Source organism: Paludisphaera mucosa (assembly GCF_029589435.1).
GTDB lineage: Bacteria > Planctomycetota > Planctomycetia > Isosphaerales > Isosphaeraceae > Paludisphaera > Paludisphaera mucosa.
In genome coordinates this window covers 1,810,807-1,829,170 of sequence record NZ_JARRAG010000001.1, presented here as the reverse complement: position 1 = coordinate 1,829,170, position 18,364 = coordinate 1,810,807, and the positions used below count along the sequence as shown (strand labels likewise).

General features: G+C 70.2%; 16 protein-coding genes. 10 read left to right on the top strand and 6 right to left on the bottom strand.

The window, feature by feature from the left end:
- Positions 1–39: 39 nt before the first annotated feature.
- Positions 40–879, bottom strand: a complete 840-nt coding sequence (locus PZE19_RS07440; protein ID WP_277859946.1) for a Cof-type HAD-IIB family hydrolase — start codon at positions 877–879, stop codon at positions 40–42.
- Positions 854–2,116: an MFS transporter gene (locus PZE19_RS07435; protein WP_277859945.1), complete on the bottom strand. Its 1,263-nt coding sequence runs from the start codon at positions 2,114–2,116 to the stop codon at positions 854–856. The genes PZE19_RS07440 and PZE19_RS07435 overlap by 26 nt, the downstream gene beginning before the upstream one ends.
- A 223-nt stretch (positions 2,117–2,339) precedes the next feature.
- Here PZE19_RS07435 and PZE19_RS07430 point away from each other — a divergent pair, with 223 nt between their 5' ends.
- The 7 genes from PZE19_RS07430 to PZE19_RS07400 all read left to right on the top strand — a co-directional run bounded on the left by PZE19_RS07430 (position 2,340) and on the right by PZE19_RS07400 (position 9,920).
- Positions 2,340–3,095 carry a DeoR/GlpR family DNA-binding transcription regulator gene (locus PZE19_RS07430; RefSeq protein ID WP_277859944.1) on the top strand — a complete coding sequence of 252 codons (756 nt, stop codon included), beginning with the start codon at positions 2,340–2,342 and terminating at the stop codon, positions 3,093–3,095.
- 83 nt (positions 3,096–3,178) lie between these two features.
- Positions 3,179–4,660 carry a DUF4832 domain-containing protein gene (locus PZE19_RS07425; protein WP_277859943.1) on the top strand — a complete coding sequence of 494 codons (1,482 nt, stop codon included), beginning with the start codon at positions 3,179–3,181 and terminating at the stop codon, positions 4,658–4,660.
- A 127-nt stretch (positions 4,661–4,787) separates the two neighbouring features.
- Entirely contained in the window at positions 4,788–6,065 is a 1,278-nt protein-coding gene (locus PZE19_RS07420) for a hypothetical protein (RefSeq protein ID WP_277859942.1), read from the top strand.
- A 138-nt stretch (positions 6,066–6,203) separates the two neighbouring features.
- Positions 6,204–7,484 carry an MFS transporter gene (locus PZE19_RS07415; protein ID WP_277859941.1) on the top strand — a complete coding sequence of 427 codons (1,281 nt, stop codon included), beginning with the start codon at positions 6,204–6,206 and terminating at the stop codon, positions 7,482–7,484.
- Positions 7,485–7,562: 78 nt separating this feature from the next.
- Positions 7,563–8,786 (top strand): hypothetical protein, encoded by a 1,224-nt coding sequence (locus tag PZE19_RS07410; RefSeq protein WP_277859940.1) that lies wholly within the window; start codon positions 7,563–7,565, stop codon positions 8,784–8,786.
- A 465-nt stretch (positions 8,787–9,251) separates the two neighbouring features.
- Positions 9,252–9,377, top strand: coding sequence for a hypothetical protein (locus tag PZE19_RS07405; RefSeq protein WP_277859939.1), 126 nt, complete (start codon positions 9,252–9,254; stop codon positions 9,375–9,377).
- A gap of 48 nt (positions 9,378–9,425) precedes the next feature.
- Positions 9,426–9,920: a c-type cytochrome gene (locus PZE19_RS07400; protein WP_277859938.1), complete on the top strand. Its 495-nt coding sequence runs from the start codon at positions 9,426–9,428 to the stop codon at positions 9,918–9,920.
- A gap of 27 nt (positions 9,921–9,947) precedes the next feature.
- Here the strand turns inward: PZE19_RS07400 and PZE19_RS07395 are convergent, their stop codons facing one another.
- Positions 9,948–10,385 (bottom strand): RidA family protein, encoded by a 438-nt coding sequence (locus PZE19_RS07395; RefSeq protein WP_277859937.1) that lies wholly within the window; start codon positions 10,383–10,385, stop codon positions 9,948–9,950.
- 228 nt (positions 10,386–10,613) lie between these two features.
- On the opposite strand from PZE19_RS07395, the gene PZE19_RS07390 reads away from it, so the two are divergent.
- The 3 genes from PZE19_RS07390 (at position 10,614) to PZE19_RS07380 (ending at position 15,361) form a co-directional block, all read left to right on the top strand.
- Positions 10,614–13,751, top strand: coding sequence for a SaeA-related protein (locus tag PZE19_RS07390; RefSeq protein WP_277859936.1), 3,138 nt, complete (start codon positions 10,614–10,616; stop codon positions 13,749–13,751).
- 223 nt (positions 13,752–13,974) lie between these two features.
- Positions 13,975–14,721, top strand: a complete 747-nt coding sequence (locus tag PZE19_RS07385; protein ID WP_277859935.1) for a hypothetical protein — start codon at positions 13,975–13,977, stop codon at positions 14,719–14,721.
- A 16-nt stretch (positions 14,722–14,737) separates the two neighbouring features.
- Complete coding sequence (locus PZE19_RS07380; protein ID WP_277859934.1) at positions 14,738–15,361, top strand: DNA-3-methyladenine glycosylase family protein; 624 nt, start codon at positions 14,738–14,740, stop codon at positions 15,359–15,361.
- A gap of 5 nt (positions 15,362–15,366) precedes the next feature.
- On the opposite strand, the gene PZE19_RS07375 is transcribed toward PZE19_RS07380, so the two are convergent.
- The 3 genes from PZE19_RS07375 to PZE19_RS07365 all read right to left on the bottom strand — a co-directional run bounded on the left by PZE19_RS07375 (position 15,367) and on the right by PZE19_RS07365 (position 18,297).
- Positions 15,367–16,629 (bottom strand): serine hydrolase domain-containing protein, encoded by a 1,263-nt coding sequence (locus PZE19_RS07375; RefSeq protein WP_277859933.1) that lies wholly within the window; start codon positions 16,627–16,629, stop codon positions 15,367–15,369.
- A gap of 48 nt (positions 16,630–16,677) precedes the next feature.
- Entirely contained in the window at positions 16,678–17,016 is a 339-nt protein-coding gene (locus PZE19_RS07370) for a hypothetical protein (protein WP_277859932.1), read from the bottom strand.
- Positions 17,017–17,130: 114 nt separating this feature from the next.
- Positions 17,131–18,297 (bottom strand): Mrp/NBP35 family ATP-binding protein, encoded by a 1,167-nt coding sequence (locus PZE19_RS07365; RefSeq protein WP_277859931.1) that lies wholly within the window; start codon positions 18,295–18,297, stop codon positions 17,131–17,133.
- Between the last annotated feature and the right edge of the window lie 67 nt (positions 18,298–18,364).

Sequence of the window (18,364 nt, the reverse complement as noted above, 5' to 3'; positions counted from 1 at the left end):
CCCCTCATCCCAGTCTAAGGGCCCGGTCAATACGGTCCATCAGGCCACCATCACGCCATCGCGGTGGCGGAGGACCTGATCGACGCCGCGCGCCAGGGCCGATTCGCGGTCCCCTTCGGGAGCGATGATCCGGGCGGCGGCGTGGGCCGCGGGCCGGCCGTGGGGCATGGCCACGCCCATGCCGGCCCACGCCAGCATCTCGACGTCGTTGTTGCCGTCGCCGAACGCCAGCACGGCCTCGCGCGGGACGCCCAGGTGGTGGGCGAGGGCCGCGACGCCGTCGCGCTTGTTGGCGTCGGGGGCGCTGAACTCCAGCGACCAGGGCTCGGTGATCGTCGTGAGCACCTGGGCGTAGATCTCGCCCTGAAGCTCGCGACCGGTCTGCGAGACGACCGCCGGGTCGGCGGTCCAGATCACCTTCTCGGCCGGGCGGTCGGTCAGCGAGGCCAGGTCGGCGATCGTCACCGGGTCGTCGGTGAGCTTCTCGTAGGCGGCCGTCCAGCGGCTCCGCTCCTGGGCGAAGACGCGGTCTTCCAGCCAGAGGAGGACGCTGAAGCCGCGCCTCAAACCCTCGGCGACGAGCGAGGCCGCCGTCGTCGGCTCGATCTCGGCGCGGTGGAGGATCTTCCCGGTCGTCGCGTGCTCGACGCGGGCGCCCTGCGACGAGACGACGAAGTCGTCCAGGCCCAGCTCGGCGTAGTAGGGAAGCATGTTCGCATGACGACGGCCCGACGCCAGCACCACGCGGCAGCCGAGGGCCTGCAGGCGTTCGATCGCCTTGCGGTTGGCCGCGCCGACCTTCCGGTCGGGGCCGATGAGGGTCTCGTCGATGTCGATGGCGGCGAGGGCGTATTCAGGCGGTCGCTTCGGACTGGACATGCGGTGTTCTTTCTTCGGATTTCGAGGATGGATCGGATGCGGATTTCGGAGGATCGGCGACGACCCGCGAGCCCGCGGCGATCGTCAGGCCGACGAGGATGACGACGGAGAGTGCGATGGAGAGCCCTGCCGACTGGCTCAGGGCTCCGATCAGCGGGGGGCCGACCAGGAAGCCGAGGTAGCCGACGGTCGAGACCGACGCGATGGCCGCGCCCGAGTCGGCTCCGCGGCCCGCGGATCGGAAGAGGATCGGGACCATGTTCGAGACGCCCAACCCCACCAGGGCGAAGCCGGCCACCGCCGCGGGGTACGTCCGCAAGGCCAGGGCGATTCCCAGTCCGAGGGCCACGCTCAGCCCGCTGACGGCGAGCACGGCGACCGGGCCCAACTTGGCGACGAAGCGGTCGCCGGCGAAGCGGCCGAACATCATCACGAGCGAATACGCGGCGAAGCCGAGCGCGGCCGCCGAGGCCGTCGCGCGGACCTCGTCGGCCAGGTAGATCGTCGCCCAGTCTCCCATCGCCCCCTCGCAGAAGAGGCCCAGGAAGGCCAGGCCCGCCAGCGGGATGAGCCGCCCTCGGGGACGGATGGACGGGGCCTGGCCCTTCGTTTTCGGGGGATCGAAGCTCGAGAGCGTCGCATGGGCCGCGGCGGTAAGGCCCAGAAGCCCCGCGGCGATAAGCGCGGTGGCGAGCAAGGGAGGCATTCCCAGCTTCAACGCGCCCGCGACGGCCGTCGCGCCGCAGAGGACGCCCAGGCTCCAGCCGCCGTGACAGGTCGACAGCAACGGCCCGCCGCCGTCACGCTCGACGTCGATCGCATGGGCGTTCGCCGAGACGTCGATCAGTCCCTTCGTCGCCCCGAACAGGAGCGCGGCGGCCGTGAAGGCGGCCATGTTCCCCAGCGTCATGGCGGCGAAGGCCACCAGCGGGACCGTTAGGCTGAACGAGGTCGAGCCGGCCAGGACCACCGCCCGGGTGCTCCGGGTCGCCAGCGCCCGGCCGGCCGCCGGCATCGAGACCAGGCTGCCGATCACCAGGGCGAAAAGGGCGATGCCGAGCTGGCCGTCGCTCAGGCCCAGACGCGCCTTGTAGGTCGGAAGATACGCGGCCCACGACCCGAACCCCACGCCGTCGAGGGCGAAGAGGCCGAACACCGCGAGCCGCTCGTGTCCGGTCGGCGACCTCAGGGAGGAAGGAAGATACCGCCGCCGCATCAGGGCCGGTGGAGCGATCATGGGGCGTCGATTCGTTTCTGCATGACTCTGCGACTATTTGCACGAAGATTCTTGGTTACCGTGGATTCTACGCCGGGCACCGATCACCTCAAGACGGTTTGAGGAGATTTCTCGGATTCCTCATGCAGACTGCCGCAAGATCGTGCAGGATTGACGAAGACGGCGGCGGATGCGATGTCGCCCGGCCAGATTCGACGGCACCGGGTAACCTGCGAGGATCGGGATGCTGACGGCCGAGCGAAAGCAGAAGCTGCTGGAAGTCCTCCAGACCGAGGGAAAGATCCTGGCGTCGGAGCTGAGCCGCCGCTTCGGGGTGTCGGAGGACACGGTCCGGCGCGACCTCCGCGAGCTGGACCGCGCCGGATTCTTGCAGAGGGTTCACGGCGGCGCCCTGCCCCGCACGCCGACGTCCGTCGAGCACAAGGCCCGGCAGAAGGAGTCGACCGACGCGAAGCGGCGCATCGGTGCGGCGGCGGCCCGGCTGCTCCAGCCTGGGCAGCTCGTGGCCCTCGACGCGGGGACGACGCCGCTGGCGGTCCTGGATCGACTCGACCCGGACCTCTCGCTGACGATCGTCACCCACAGCCTGCCGGCCGCAACCGTCCTGGCCGAGCATCCCAATATCGAGGGCGTGATCGTCGGCGGCCGGCTGTTCAAGTCGGCGAGGGCCGCCGTGGGCGTCGCGACGGTCGACGCGTACCGCCTGCTCCGCCCCGACCTCTGCATCCTGGGCGCGGCGGGCGTCCATCCCGAGGCCGGCGTGACGACCTTCGACGGCGAGGAGGCCGAGGTCAAGCGGGCCATGGCGGCCCACGCCGCGCGGGTGGTCGTGCTGGCCGCTAGCGAGAAGCTCGGAACCGTCGCCCCCCACCTGGTCACCCCGGCCGGGCGGCTTACCCACCTCGTGACCGATTCCGACGCGTCCGAGGAGATGATCCAGCCGTACCGCGACCTGGGGGTCGAGGTCGTCAGCGCCTGACTCGACCCGGTCGACCCGGGATCGCGGCGCGGTATGATGAGGGCCTCGCCCGCCGTGCCAATCCCCCCCCCGAGGCATCACCCATGATGCGGCTCACGAACATTGTGATCGCGGCGTCCCTGTCCCTTCCCCCGTTCTTGCAAGGTGCCGCCCGGGGCGAGGAGCCCGCGTGGGTGGCCGTCACGCCCCGCGACGACGGCCGGGCGCTGGTGAATCCGGACATGGGCTGGACGCTCCACTACTACTCGAACATCATCGCCAACTACGGCTCGAAGCTCGAGGCGTCCGACACGCTCGACGACTTCCCGGGGCTGTCGACGGTCTACCTCCGCGTCCCCAGGGCGTTCCTGGAGCCCGAGGAAGGCCGGTTCAACTGGTCGCTGTTCGACACCCCCGCGCGGCGGTTCGGGGCGAAGGGGATGAAGATCGCGATCCGGGTCACCTCGACCGAGAGCTGGATGCGCGACGCCACCCCGCGGTGGGTCCAGAAGGCGGGCGCCAAGGGCGTGAACTTCACGTTCGGCAAGGGGCCGTCGAAGGACGGTCCGCTCTGGGAGCCGGACTACCTCGACCCAATCTTCCTCGCCCGCCTCGACGCCTTCCTCGCGGCCATGGCCGAGAGGTACGACGGCAATCCCGACGTGGCGTTCATCGATGTCGGCTCGTTCGGCATGTGGGGCGAGGGCCACACCGGCTTCGGCGCCCAGCTCGACGACGCCCGGACCCTCGCGGCCGTGAGGGCCCACGTCGACCTTTACAAGAAGCATTTCAAGCGGAGCCTGCTGGCGATCAGTGACGACGTCGCCGGCCCCAGCCGGGCGGGCGCCCATCAGCCGGCGACCGACTACGCGCTGTCGCAGGGCGTCACCCTCCGCGACGACAGCATCCTGGTGCAGCCGCCTCCGAACTCCTGGTATCACGCCGAGATGGCGCAGGCGTTCTGGCCCACGCTGCCCGTCGTGCTGGAACACGAGCACTACGGTTCTTCGAAGGAGCGCGGGGCCTGGGGCGACGGGTCGCTGCTGGCGAAGTCGGTCGAGGATTATCATGCGAGCTACATGTCGATCCACTGGTGGCCGCGGATCGAGCTCGAGGAGAACCGGCCGATCATCGATCGCATCAACCGCCGCCTGGGCTACCGCATCCAAATCCGCTCGGCGGCCTGGCCCCGCGAGACGACGCTCGGCGCCCCGTTCGTCGTCGAGAGCGCCTGGGCCAACGCCGGCGTCTCGCCATGCTATCCCGGCGGGTTCCCGGCGCTGACGCTGAAGGACGACAAGGGCGGGATCGTCTCGGTGAACGTCGATGAGTCGTTCGACGTCCGCACCCTGGCCGTCGGCCCGATCGACGCGGCCCCCGTCCGCGAGGTCCGCTCGGAATTCGTCGTGGCGATGCCGCACCACGACCCGCTCGGCGTCTTCACCGTGCCGACCCGGCCCGGGACCTACGACGTCTTCATCTCCGTCGGCCGCCGCGACGGCGCGCCGGTCCTCGCCCTGCCCCTCGCGGCCGACGACGGCGCCCGCCGCTACAAGCTCGGCCGGATCACGCTGACGGCCCCCTGATCGGCCGCGGCCCGGGCCATCGAGGCCCCGCCCGTCACGAACCGCCGATCGCGGCCTAGACTACTGAGGCCGAGCCGAGGTCGCGACGGGGCGACTCGTCGGTAGTGGCCCAGCACAGGGGGGGAGCATGCGGTCGAATTCCCTTTGTCTCGCGGCGGGCCTGGCGATCGCGGCCTGGCAGCCGGCCCGGGCGGACGAGCCGGCGACCGTCGAGCGGGCCGCGGCGGTCCTGGATCTCGCGACGTTCCCGCTGCCTCCGGGGGCCGTGGCGCCGTCGTATCGACGCCTGGCCGGGGTCTCGTACGAGGTGAAGGCCGACGCGGCGGGCGCGTACGACTTCGTGAAAAAGGCCCTCCTGGGCGCGGAATGGGACGAGGTCCCCGGCGGCTATGCAAGCGCCCAGGCGGCGAGCGGGACTTTTTCCAAGTCCGGCTTCAAGGCCTCGGTCACGGCCTTCCCCGGCGCGAAGCCCGGCGTCGCGGCGGTGACGATCCTCAATCACGGCGACGTCGACACCGCCGCCCTGCCCGTGCCCGCGGGAGCCACGCCGTTCTACGAGACGCCGGTCGGCAAGGCCTACCTCGCCCCCGGCGCCGTCCCGGCGACCGCCGAGGAGGTTCGCGGGAAACTCCGGGAACAGGCCTGGGAGCCTTACGGCGAGGCTGGCGACGTCCGGTTCTACAAGCGAAACGCCGTGAAGCTGAGCGCCCGGGTCACGGCCGCACCAGCCCAGGGAGGCAAGACGGTGGTCGACTACTCGTCCGAGCTGATGTCGGCCGACCTCCCCGCGCCGGCGGATGCGTCGCGGGCCCATTACGCCGACGTGACCAAGGAACTTTCGTTCGACGCCCCGCGCGACCCGAAGGCCCTCTTCGACGAGTATTCCGAGCGGCTCGCGAAGCTCGGCTGGAAGGCCGTGCGGGATGCTCCGTCGAAGGAGCGGATCGGCGAGGCCCTGTTCTTCCGGAACGCCGCCCAGGAACTCCTCTCGCTCCACATCCAGACGATCGACGGCCAGTCCCGCGGCCTCCTGCGCCACATGTCGGCCGCCGAGGTCGAGGAGATGCTCGCCGCGAAGGAGACGCCCCAGCCGGCCCCGATGCGGAAGCCCAAACCCGAGATCCGCATCGCGGTCCCGGCCGAGGCGCGCGACGTGACGGTCTCCGGCGGCCGCATCGAATACAGGCTCGCGGCCGGCCGGGCGAAAGCTTCCGTCCAGGCCCTGCTCGCCGGGCTGAAGAAGGACGGCTGGAAGGAGCAGGTCGCCGTCCTGGAAGACCCCGCCGGGGCAGCGGCCTTCCTCAAGGGCGAACTGAACCTGTCGGTCACCTACACCGACGCCGGCCTGGGCGACGCCGAGGTCGACGTCGACGCGATCGGGGCCACGCTCAAGAGAATTCCGTGATCGTTCGTCTGCGCCCGGGGAACTCCCGGGGGTGGATCCGGCCGGGGGGCCGCGTGATAATGCGTCCCTCCTCGGCCCGGCTGCTCGGCGCCGGGCCGCCTCGCCGACGCCGGCCGTCCTCTCCCAGGTGAAGCCATCATGTCCGCCGTACCGCTCGATCCCGGGCTCCCCGAATCTTCGCCGGGGCTGCCGCGCATCGCCTGGGTGATCGTGGCGATGCTCGTCCCGGTGGCGCTCTTGAACTACCTCGACCGCCAGATGCTGGCGGCGATGAAGACGTCGATGATGGGCGACATCCCGGACATCGCCAGCCGCGAGAACTGGGGGTTCATGCTGGGCTCGTTCAAGTGGGTCTACGCGATCCTGAGCCCCGTCGGCGGCTACATCGCCGACCGCTTCAGCCGCCGGATCGTGATCGTGGCGAGCCTGTTCGTCTGGTCGGCCGTGACCTGGGCCACCGGCTACGTGACGACCTACGACGGCCTGGTCGCCACCCGCGCCCTGATGGGGATCAGCGAGGCCTTCTACATCCCCGCGGCCCTCGCCCTGATCGCCGACTACCATTCGGGGTCGACCCGCTCGCGGGCCGTCGGCCTGCACCAGACGGGCATCTACGCCGGCCTGATCCTGGGCGGCTTCGCCGGCCACGTCGCCGACGCCCCCGACCTGGGCTGGCGGTTCGCCTTCCAGGCCAGCGGCGTCGTCGGCGTGCTCTACGCCCTCCCCCTGCTGCTGGTCCTCCGCGACCCGCCCGTCCGCGAGAGCGAGCGGGCCCACCGCAGCGCCTCGATGGGCTCCGCCCTGGGCGAGCTGGCCCGCAACCGCGACTACCTGCTGCTGGTCGTCTGCTTCACCCTGCCGGCGATGGCCGGCTGGGTCGTGAAGGACTGGATGCCCGACATCCTCAAGGAGCGATTCTCGCTGACCCAGGGCAACGCGGGCGTCTACGCCGTGCTGCCGGTGCAGATCGCCTCGCTCCTGGGCGTGGTCCTGGGCGGCTGGCTCGCCGACATGGGCATGCGCCGGACCGATCGCGGGCGGATCTTCGTGAGCGCGGCCGGCATGCTGCTGTTCCTCCCCGCCCTCTTCGGGGTCGGTTTCTCGGAACACCTGGGGCTGGCGGTCGCATTCTTGATCCTTTATGGGATCGGCTGGGGGTTCTTCGACTGCAACAACATGCCGATCCTCTCGCAGATCGTCCCGGCCGACCGGCGGGCCACCGGCTACGGGGTCATGAACCTGGTCAGCATCAGTTGCGGCGGCTTCGCTGACTGGGGCTTCGGGGCCCTCCGCGACCGCCACATGCCGCTCGCGGTCATCTTCGGCGTCTTCGCCCTCATCGCCCTGGCCTCCGCCGTCGTCGTCCTGGCCATCCGGCCCCGGTCCGACCTGGCCGAGAAGGCCGTGGCCGCCGATTGACGAGGCCGGGCGAACTTCCTACGCTTGTCATTGGGTTGTAGGGCATCGATCGCCGGCTCATCAGCAGGACCTTCGGCCATGCGTCGCGCCTGGATCCTCGCGGCCTTCGTGCTGGCCTCGCCGCCCCTGCTCCTCGCCTGCCTTTGGGATCGGGACACCCCGGCCGACGAGGCGAAGGGCCTGCCCGACGTCGTGGCCGTCCTGACGGGCCGCTTCCCTCGCAACCCCCCGCTCTTCTACGAGATGCGGCTGGAGCGGGTGGAGAAGCGGCTGATTGAGCATCCTCGGGACCTGGCGGCGTATGACGACGCCGGGGTCGCCTGCGACCGGCTGGGCCGGGGCGACGAGGCGATCGCCTGGATGGAGCGGAAGCGGAAACTCCTCGACACCTGGCCCGACGGGGCCGAGTCGAGGGAGCACACCTACCGTTACCACGCCAACCTGGGGACGTTCCTGGTCCACCGATGGGTCCGAGCCGGGGCCGATCGCGCGAAGCTCGACGAGGTCCGCTCCGCCCGCGACGAGATCGCCCGGGCGATCGCGATCAACCCGGACGCCCACTTCGGGCGAGAGTCGTACCAGCTCCGGTTCCTGGACTGGCTGCTGACTCCCCCGCCCCTGGCCGGGTTCGAGGATCTCCCCAACTTCCTGGGGATCCGGGATCAGGTCGAGGTGGGAGCCATGGATCCGGCGGAGGCGCGAAAGGCCGTCCTCGGCCTGTCGGGCCTGATCGTGCTCGGGAACGCCTGGGAGAGCATCGACGTCTACAACGCCCTCAAAATGGCCCTCGGGCAGGATACGCAGGGTTTCTCCCCGGAGCGGGCCGGGGGTCGAAATTCGCTGGCCTATTACGCGTGGCTGCGCTGCAAGGAGTTGATCCAGGACGGACGCGGCTCGATGATCCCCGACGCCCCCAGGGGCGAGGCGCTCACGGCCTGGATTCGTCGGCCCGACTTCGTGCAGCTGGAGGATGTGCACGAAGCGCCTTATCACGACCTGCGACGCGAGGCCGACGCCTGGCAGGAGGCCCGGACGCGATTCATGACGGCCCGGCTCCAGCAAGGTCGGCATCCCGACGACGACCCGGAATTCTGGACGGGGTACACGGAGCCGCCCCCGCCCTCGCTCCCCGCGATCTCGCCGTCCGTGTCGCACCAGCAGGCCATGAACTGGCGCATCCTGAGGGCGAAGTTCGTCCTGGGCGGGATCGGCGCCGTCGTCCTCGGATTGGTCCTCTCGCCCCTCTGGATTCGACTCTTTCGCCGCCGACGCGGGAAGGCCGCAACGATCCCCGAGCTTTGAACGGAGCCCACCTGGCCACTCGTCGGGAGCCCGCCGGGGATCGGCTTCGATTTGGGTTCGTGCGCCGGACGCATGGCGTCTCTGGTCGCCCATAAGTCCTGACTGAATCAAGCGTTTACGCTGGTTTGAAATTGGCTTCGATGGTGAAAACCGTATGTCTTTTTTCACCGTCGACGGCGAGCGGACGGGTTTCGAGAAGCCTTGCGAAACGAGTCGACCCATCGAATTCCAGCCGGGAAAGGCCACGCGGAAGCCGTCCGTCATTCGGCATCGGGAACGGCTTCGAATCGGGTTCGTCCGTCGCGAAAGCCGACCAGTCGATTCGCCGCAAAGTGTTTTCGATTCGACTTTTAAGCTGCATTGATTTTGGCTTCGCTGGTGATTCGCGATCGAAAACCCCGCCCCTCGTCCGCCGCCGCGACCTGGGTCGAAACGCACCGTCCCCTATACCCAGGATGGTCCAGGATGCTGCGGAAGAAATTCGGGCGCGGCGGAACGGCCGGCTTCGTTGCAGAGCCGGACGGCCTCCTCGCGGCCAGCCTTGTCGGCGGGCGGCCTCGGCGGGTAGGGTGGACGCTCGTCGATGTGTGACGCCGATCGCGTCGTTCCCGCCCGCTGGCTCGGTTGCTGGTCCCTACCTTGTCGAATCCTGACGTCGCCCCTTCGAATGCCGCCCCGGCCGACTTTTCCGCGGGCAAGTGGGTTTTGGTCGGCCTGGGACTCCTGATCCTCTCGGGCCTGGTCGGTTACTTCAGCTTCGCGCCGCCGGCCGAGCCGCCGCCGCCCGAGGTCCTGAACGACCCGTTCCTGATGGAGGGGCGGTCGGTCTTTTTGTCGCGGTGCGTGCCCTGCCACGGGCTCTCGGGCAAAGGGAACGGGCCGCTGTCGACGAGCTTCGGCGGCGAGCAGGTGGGCGACCTGACCGACGGCAGGTGGAAGCACGGCGACAAGCCAGACGACGTCCTGCGCGTCATCCGGGCCGGCGTGACGGGGACCCGGATGGCCCCCTGGGGCCCGCTGCTGGACGACGTCCAGATCCGGTCCGTCGCCGGCTACTGCTACGCCCTGTCGAAGCTGCCGGTCCCCGAATCGCTCCGCGAGGCCGACCGCGGCCCGCTGGCCGGGCCGCGCTGAGGCGGCGCCCCGGCGCGGGGTCCGGCGTCAGGCCAGGCGGGGATCCTCGTCCTGGACCACGGCCTCGACCTCGATCTCGACCTGGGCGTCGGCGTCGATCAGGGCGGCGACCTGCACCATCGTCAGCGCGGGGCGGATCTCGCCGAACAGCTCGCCGTGGACCTGGCCGACTTCCTTCCACTTGGAGATGTCGGTGACGTAGATCCGGGTCCGGACGACGTCCGCCGGCTTGCCGCCCAGGGCTTCGAGGGCCGCCGTGATGATCGCGAAAGCCCGCCGGGTCTGGGCGGCGAGCGAGGGCGAATACTTTCCGTCGGCCTCGACGCCGACGGTGCCGGTGACGTGGATCTGGTCCCGCACGCGGACGGCCCGCGAGTAGCCGATGACGCCCTCCCAGGAGGATCCGCTGGAGGCGTGCGTCCGGCCGTTCTGCTGCGTCGTCGTGATCTTCACCTTGGAGGTCATGGGTCTGCGTCGCTCCCTGTTCGATTTCCCCTGGGCTTTGCGTCGGACCGCCAGGCGATCCGGCCCGAGCCAGCGTAGTGGCCGGCGGCCCGAGCGACAAGGCCGCGGGCCCCCGACCGCGGGGGGGCTGGACGATCGGCCCTCCGCGTCCCAGAATGGAGCGTCGGAGGGGACGAGGCGGGCAGGGAGGATCCGACGTCGGCCGCGGGCGGGACGATCGATCCAGACATGATTGCGGATTACTACGAACGACTGGGCGTCGAGCCGGGGGCCTCCCCCGCCGAGATCGAGGCCGCGCTCAAGAAGAAGCAGCCCGCCTGGTCGATGGGGACCCGCAACCCCAAGACGCGGCACGCCAACCAGCTCTTCCTCGACGAGATCCCGGTGCTCCGCGCGGCGCTCCTGAGCGGCCCCGTCAACCGCGCCGCCTATGACGCCGAGCTGTCCGCGGCCGACATCGCCCGCCGCGAGGAGAAGCTCGACGAGCTGCACCGCCTGGTCCGCCTCCGCGCCGCCAAGGGGGGGCTCAACGCCGCCGACCGCGAACTCTTGCGCGGCGAGGCGACCCGCCTGGGGATCGACGGCGATTCGCTCGACCGCCTCATGCGGCCGATCCCGTTCCTGGTCGAACAAGGCGGGCCGGGCGAGGTCGAGCCGGAGGATGAGACGCCGCCGGACGTGCTCGACGCCTCGACGCGGCGGCAGATCCGCATGGCGCTCGACCACCTCGACCGCCGCGACCTGTACGACGCCCTGGGCCTCTTCCGCGACGCCCCGCTCGCCCTGATCGCCTCGCGGGCCGACGAGGAACGCCAGCGCTGGATGAAGAAGGCCCAGGTCACGGCCGAGAAGACCGCCTGGCTGGAAGTCGTCTCGCACGCGCAGACCCACCTGGGATCGCCCAAGCACCGCGCCCGCTACGACCGCACGCTCGTGCTCGAAGCCGAGGACCGCTTCGAGCAGACCTCCGCGTTCGCCGTCCGCGGGCTCGTCCGGATCGATTCCGGGACGCACGTGGCCCTGATCGACGAGGCCGGCGCGCGGGGGATCCCCCCCGACCGGGCCCACCGCCTGATCCAGCGCGCCTGTCGCAAGGCCGGCGTGGCCGTCGACCCCGGCGGGGCGTCGTCCCGCCCCGCGGCGCCGCAGAACGGGGCGGCGGGCGGCCCCGGATACCGGGTGCTCCGCTGCCGCAACTGCGCGGGCGTGACCGAGCTGAGCCCGACCGCGCGGGGCGTGGGCGCCGTCCGCTGCAAGCACTGCGGGGCCTCGCTCAAGTGGGAATGCCCCGTCTGCAAGCGCTCGAACCTGGTCGACGCCCCGAAGTGCGCCTGCGGGTTCCGCATGGTCCTCCGCGAGGCGCTCGTCCGCCATTTCGCGGCGGCCCTGCACGCATTTCGGATCCACGACCTGGCCGGCGCGCGGCGGCACCTGGAGGAAGTCCAGAAGTACGCCCCCGAGCACGTCGGCGCGCGGAACGGGATGTCGCGGATCGCCGAGCGCGAGCAGGAGCTGGACGAGGTCCGGATGGCCTTCGAGCTGGCCGAGGCCGGCGGCCGTCTCGCCACGGCGGCCAAGGCCCTGGCGACGTGGCGCAAGCTCGTCGCCGCGGGCTCGCCCGAGATCGCCGACGCGCAGGGCCGGATCGTCGAGCGGCTGCGGAAGGCCGAGATCCTCGCCGGCCGGGCGCGACGGCTGGAACGGGTGGACCCGCCCGAGGCCCGTCGGTTGTACGGCCGCAGCCTGGGGCTGGCCGCCGACCTCCCCGCGGCGCTCGACGGCCTGGAACGCTGCCCGCCCGACGCCCCCACGAACCTCGACGCCCGCGTGACCGCCGAGGGGGTCCGGCTGGCGTGGCTCCCGCCCGAGCCCGACGGCCTCGCCGCGCCGACGTTCGTGATCCTGCGCAAGCCGGGAGGCCTGCCCGAGCACCCCGGCGACGGCACGCGGATCGCCGAGGTCTCGGCCGCCGAGTTCGAGGACCCGGGGGTCGAGCCGGGTTCGACCGTCAGCTACGCCGTGCTCAGCCGCCGTGGCAAGTCCGAGTCGCTGGCCGCCGTCGCCGCCGGGCCGATCGTCTTCCTCCCGGACGTGCGGAACCTGCGATCCCAGGTCCGAGACGGCGAGATCGTGCTGAACTGGGACGCGCCGAAGGGCGTCGCAGAGGTCCGGGTCGTCCGCAACCGCATCGCCGTCCCCCGGAACCCGCGCCACGGGGACCGGATCGCGGCGGCCTCGGACACGGCCGTCGATCGCGACGTCGTCGAGGGTCAGGTCTACCACTACGCCGTCTTCGCCATCTACCGCTCGCCCGAAGGTCGCCGGTTCCCCTCCTCGGGCGCGACGCTCTCCGTGGCCGCCAGCCCGCCCGGGGCACCGGCCGGCCCGCCGCGGGCCATCCTCGACCCCTCCGGCCGCGTCCGCATCGAATGGGCGGAGCCCGGCCGGGGGATCGTCCGGCTGCGGCGGACGTCGGCCCCCCTGCCCCAGCCGCCGGGGGCCTCGGTCTCGCCGGCCGAGGTCGAGGCGGTCGCCGGCGACTGGATCGATTCGACGGGGCCGGGGAGCGCCGAGGACTTCGACCCCCTGGGCTCGACCTCGCGATACTACACCCCCCTGACCGCACTCAACGGCCATCTGATCGTCGGCCGGGGCGTCTGGCTCGCCCGGCTCACCGACCCGACGGATCTTCGCGCCGTACGCCTGGACCCGACCGCCGGCTCGCCCGACGTGGCCCGGATCCAGCTTCGATGGGCATGGCCGCGCGACGCCCATTCGGCCCGCGTCGTGGCGCGCCGCGGCGAGCGACCGGCCGGGCCCGAGGATCCGACGGCCTTGCGCTTCAGCGTGGCTCGCGATGTGTACGATCGGGCGGGCTCCTGGATCCTGAACGCCCCCACGCCCCCCGAAGCCGAGCCGTCCGGCGGCCTGCGGTCGACCCACTGGCACGTCCGGGTCTACGCCCAGGACGAGGCCGACGGGGCCCTTCTGCACTCCCCCGGGAGCGAACCGTCGGCCGAGACGGTCGTCCCGGGACCGCATCCCGAGATCACCGTCGCCTATCAGTGGAAACGCCCCTGGTTCCCGGGCCGGCCCTGGACGCTCGCCGTCCGGACCGAGCCCGCCGGCTCCGAGACCCCGCCGATGGTGGTCGTGGCCAACTCGCGAGCCGTCCCGGTCTCCGTCGAGGACGGCGAGGTCATCGCCCGCATCCCCGCCGGCCGCGACGGGGCCAGCCACGCGATCGCCCCCGACCCCCGGCTCACCGAGGAGGGCGTCCGCGCCTTCCTCGACCCCTCCCGCGACCCCGACGCCACCCCTCCGATTCGCATCCGACACCCCGAAACCGGCCGGGCCCGCGTCTGACCGCCTCGTGGGACAGACGGAATGTAAGTCGTTCGATAAAATAGCGTTAAGCTAAACTGGTCGATTACGCTGTGGGCGAGTTCGTTCCCACTCCGGTCCCATTCTGGTAGAATGTATGGAGATGCACGTACACCGGATCCGCCGGTCTCCCGCGCGGCGAGGGCTTTTTCGCCCCGCGAGATCGACGACGGCGTAAATCGACCAAGACGATGAGGCCCGACGGATGAATCGCTACAACCGCGACGCCGACGATTACTACGTAAACGTCAATCTGAATACCGAGATGGAGCTGCCCAACAACCGTGATACGGTCCTGCATTTCTTCGAACAGATGAGGAAGGGTTTCCCCGAACTCCGCAATTTCCAGTCGCGCGAGAACGGCGACCTGGTCCTGGAGAGCGATAAGGACGAGGACGCTTACCGATCGGTCGCCATCGAGGGCCGGCGGCTGGCCTCGGGCTGCACCAACCCCGAATCGTCGGCCGAGGCCTATCGCCAGCATGAACTTCTGCTGGACCTTGCTCCCCCGCTCCTGTCGATCAGCCTGCTCGATTGCGAGGCCCTCGACGTCACCTTCGGGTTCGACTTCACCTACGACGGCAACCACGACGAGGTCGTCGCCGAGGCCCTGGGGGTCGGCAGCGCTTTCGAGGGCCTCATCGAGACGCCCCGGATGAAGAAGGTCGTCAACTTCGAGCCCTCGCTGACGGTGGCCCTCGACGAGTCGTGCCAGCTCCAGGCCCGGCTCTCGATCGAGACGCGGACGAGCACCTATCAGGTCCGCACGGGCGACTTCGCCGACGACCAGATCAGCCTTTATCTGACGATCCGCCAGTACTGGGGCAACGGCCCCGAGCTGACGTTCCTCGACTCCTTCCGCCGCCAGCGCGAGCTGGGCGAGGAGATCCTCGAACGTTCGATCCTCCCCCGCGTCGTGCGCCCCCTGGCCCAGATCATCGCCTCGCGCTGAGCCCGGAGCCGACCCGATGAGCCCTACCGCAACGGTCGATCCCTGGGCGAAGGCCCTCCGCCACCTCAAACGCGTCGATCCCCACCTCAAAGAAGTGATCCGGCGCGTGGGGCCCTGCCAATTGGCGCCCCGGGAAGACCGATTGGGTTCGCTCGTCGGGTCGATCGTCTCGCAGCAGATCTCGACCAAGGCGGCGGCCGCGATCAGCCAGCGGCTGCACGACCTCGCGGGACGGCCCTACGATCCCCACCGGCTTTTGGAGCTGGGCGAAGACGCGCTCCGCGGCTGCGGTCTGTCGGGTCAAAAGGCGCGCTACGTGCTCAACCTGGCCGCGGCCGTCGCCGACGGGTCGGCCCCCGTCGACCAGTTCGACGAGGGCTGGGACGACGAGGCGATCATCGAGTCCTTGACGACGATCAAGGGCGTGGGCGTCTGGACGGCCCACATGTTCCTGATCTTCGCCCTGAACCGCCCCGACGTGCTGCCCATCGGCGACCTCGGCGTCCGCGCCGCGCTCCGCAACAAGCACGGCCTCGCCGAGTTGCCGAAGCCGCAAGACTGCCACGCCCTGGCCGAGGCCTGGCGGCCCTTCCGCTCGGTCGCGAGCTGGTATCTCTGGCGGAGCCTGGATCTCCGCTGATCCGCTCAGCGGGGACTGTCGAGATCCTTGATCGCCTGCATGACGGCCGTGCCGAAGTCGTTCTGGATCGCCCGGACGCCCGTAGCCTGGACCATGAAGACGGCGACGATCCCCTCGCGAGGGTCGACCCAGATCTGCGTCCCCCACGCGCCGTCCCAGCCGAAGCTGCCGACTGACCGGAATGTTGCCGCTTTGATGGGGTCGACGACGACCTCGACGGCGAAGCCGAAGCCCATCCCCTCGGGCCGGCCCAGGTTCCCCGGGAACTTCTCGCCGACGTGGTTCGACGACAGGATGGCCACGCCGCGGGGGCTCAAGAGCCACTTGCCGTTCAGCTCGCCGCCGTTGGCCAGCATCTGGCCGAATTGGTGGAAGTCGGCGGCCGTCGAGACCAGACCGGCCGCGCCCGAGTTGTAGGGCTCGACGAACGAGAACGAGTAGTCCCCCTTCTTCAACTCTTCCCCCTTCCGGGAGTGGTAGGCGGCGAGCCGCGACTCCTTGTCGGCCGGGGTGTGGAAGAACGTGTCGTGCATCCCCAGGGGCTCGAACAGCCGCTCGCGCAGGAAGACGTCGAACGACTTGCCCGAGGCGACCTCGACGATCCTGGCCAACGTGTCGATGCCGCCGAAGGGGCTGTAAGACCAGCGTGTCCCGGGCTCGAAGTCGAGCGGGATGGTCGCGATCCGCTTGACGTAATCGCCCAGGGCGTCGCCCCTGTGCGGCGACGTCGCGTCGCCCGGGGCCTGCTTCTGGCCGAGGCCGCCGCTGAGGAGGCCGGAGGTGTGCGTGAGCAAGTCCAGGACCTGAACCTCACGCCGGGCGGGGACCAGTTCGATCCGGCCGTCGCGTTCGACGGCCACCTTGGGATTCTGGAACTCGGGAATGAACTTCGAGGCCGGGTCGGTCAGACGGACCTTGCCCTCCTCGATCAGCATGACGACCGCGGCCGCCGTCACGGGCTTGGTCGTGGACGCCATGTGGAAGAGGGCGTCGGGCGTCATGGGCCGCTTCGAGTCGACGTCCAGGACGCCCTGGGCCTCGTAATGCACGACCTTGCCGTGACGGGAGACGAGCGTCACCGCACCGGCGATCTCGCGAGCCTCGATCCGCAGACGGACGACTTCCGAGACGCGCGGCAGCCGCTCGGCCGAGACGCCGACCTTCGCCGGGTCGTCGATCACGAGCGGGACGGCCTGCTGGGCGTCGGCGTTCGACGCCCAGCTGAAGGAAAGGATCAGGACGGCCGCGGCGAGGAGTGGTCGGACCATGGAGGATGCGCTTCCCTGGAACCATCGGGACGCCGTGGAGCGTCTACGTCACCAACGCCGCCAGCCGCGCCCGTAGCCGCGGCCGTACATGCCGTAGCCCCGGCCGTAACCCATCCCGTAGCCCGGGCCGTAACCCATCCCGTATCCCGGGCCGTAACCCCAACCGGGTCGGACGACGGTCACGCCCGGGGCCATCACCATGGGCGTCCGCCGGACGATCACCGGCGAAACGGGGGCGACCACGCCGTAAGGGCTGCCGTAGACCGTCGCCGCATAGGGCGAAGGGGCCACGGTGACGACTCCGGGCGCGCCCCAGTACTGGGCCTGGGCGGTCGCGGCGGAGAGGCTCGTCAGGAAGGCCGTCAACAATATCGTCTTCAGTCGCATCGGACACACTCCATCCATCATCGAAGTCGGTCGGCTTGCCATGCGTACTAAGAATCCAACTCCAACTAGTACGCAAAAAGGCGGCCAGATGACGGACGGCCCCGGGCTTCGTGATCAGTTGAGGATCTCGAGCTTGGGCATCTTGACGTTCTTGAGGTTCTGGATGCTGATCTGAGCGGCCAGCTGCTCGACGATGCCCATGAGATAGGGCTTCGAGGGCGAGCCGTCCTGCAAGGCGGCCTCCAGCCGGCCGACGTCGCCGCTCTCGCGGAGGAACAGGTTGAGCGGGACCTCGCCCAGGAAGGGGACCTGCATCGCGTGCGCCTTGCGCCGTGCCCCGCCCTGGCCGAAGAGGTAGACGCGCTCGTCGCCGTCCTGGTCGAAGCAGGCCTTGCCGTCGACGAGGCGACGGGCCTCGGGCCCTCCGCGCTCCTTGAGATAGGCGAGGACGTCGAAGAACGCCATGTTCTCGATCATCCCCAGCACCGGCACGCGGAGCTGGCGGAACATCGCGATGGCCCTCGCGGCGTCGATCAATGCGACTTCCTGAGGCGTGCAGACCACCACCGCGCCGGTCAGGGGCAGCGTCTGCGCCAGGGTCAGCGGGACGTCGCCCGTGCCCGGCGGCAGGTCGATGACGAGGTAGTCGAGCTCGCCCCATTCCACCTTCCGCAGGAATTGCTGCATGATGCCGTGGAGCATCGGCCCGCGCATGACGACGGCCTGGTCGGGCTCCAGAAGGAAGCCCATCGACATGAGTTTCAGGCCGCCGGCCTCGATCGGCACGATGTGGTCGCCGTTGGTCATCGGCCGGCCCGACGCGCCGACGAGGTGGGGGATCGAGGGCCCGTACACGTCGGCGTCCATCAGGCCGACCTTCGCCCCGTGCGCGCGAAGGCCGAAGGCGATCGAGGCCGCCATCGTCGACTTGCCGACGCCCCCCTTGCCCGAGCCGACCGCGATGACGTTCTTGACGCCCGGGATGTCGCCCGACTCCGCGGTCCCCTTGCCGCGGACCTCGGCGGTCATCTTGATCTCGATCGTGAGGCCTTCGGGGAGCCGGCTGACGAGGGCGCTGCGGACGTCGGCCTCGATCTTCGCCTTGAGCGGGCAAGCCGGGGTGGTCAAGTTGACCGTGAGCGCGACCACGCCGTCGCCGACGCGGACGTCCCGGATCATCCCCAGGTCGACCAGGTCGCGGCCCAGGTCGGGGTCCTTGACGCCCTTCAGGGCCGCCAGCACATCCTTCTCGGTCAACACGGTTTCCGACTTGCCCGACATTCCGCTTCGTCCCCAGGGGCCATGCGTGCGATCCGACGTCGGCCCATTGTAGGCGAATGCGTCCCCG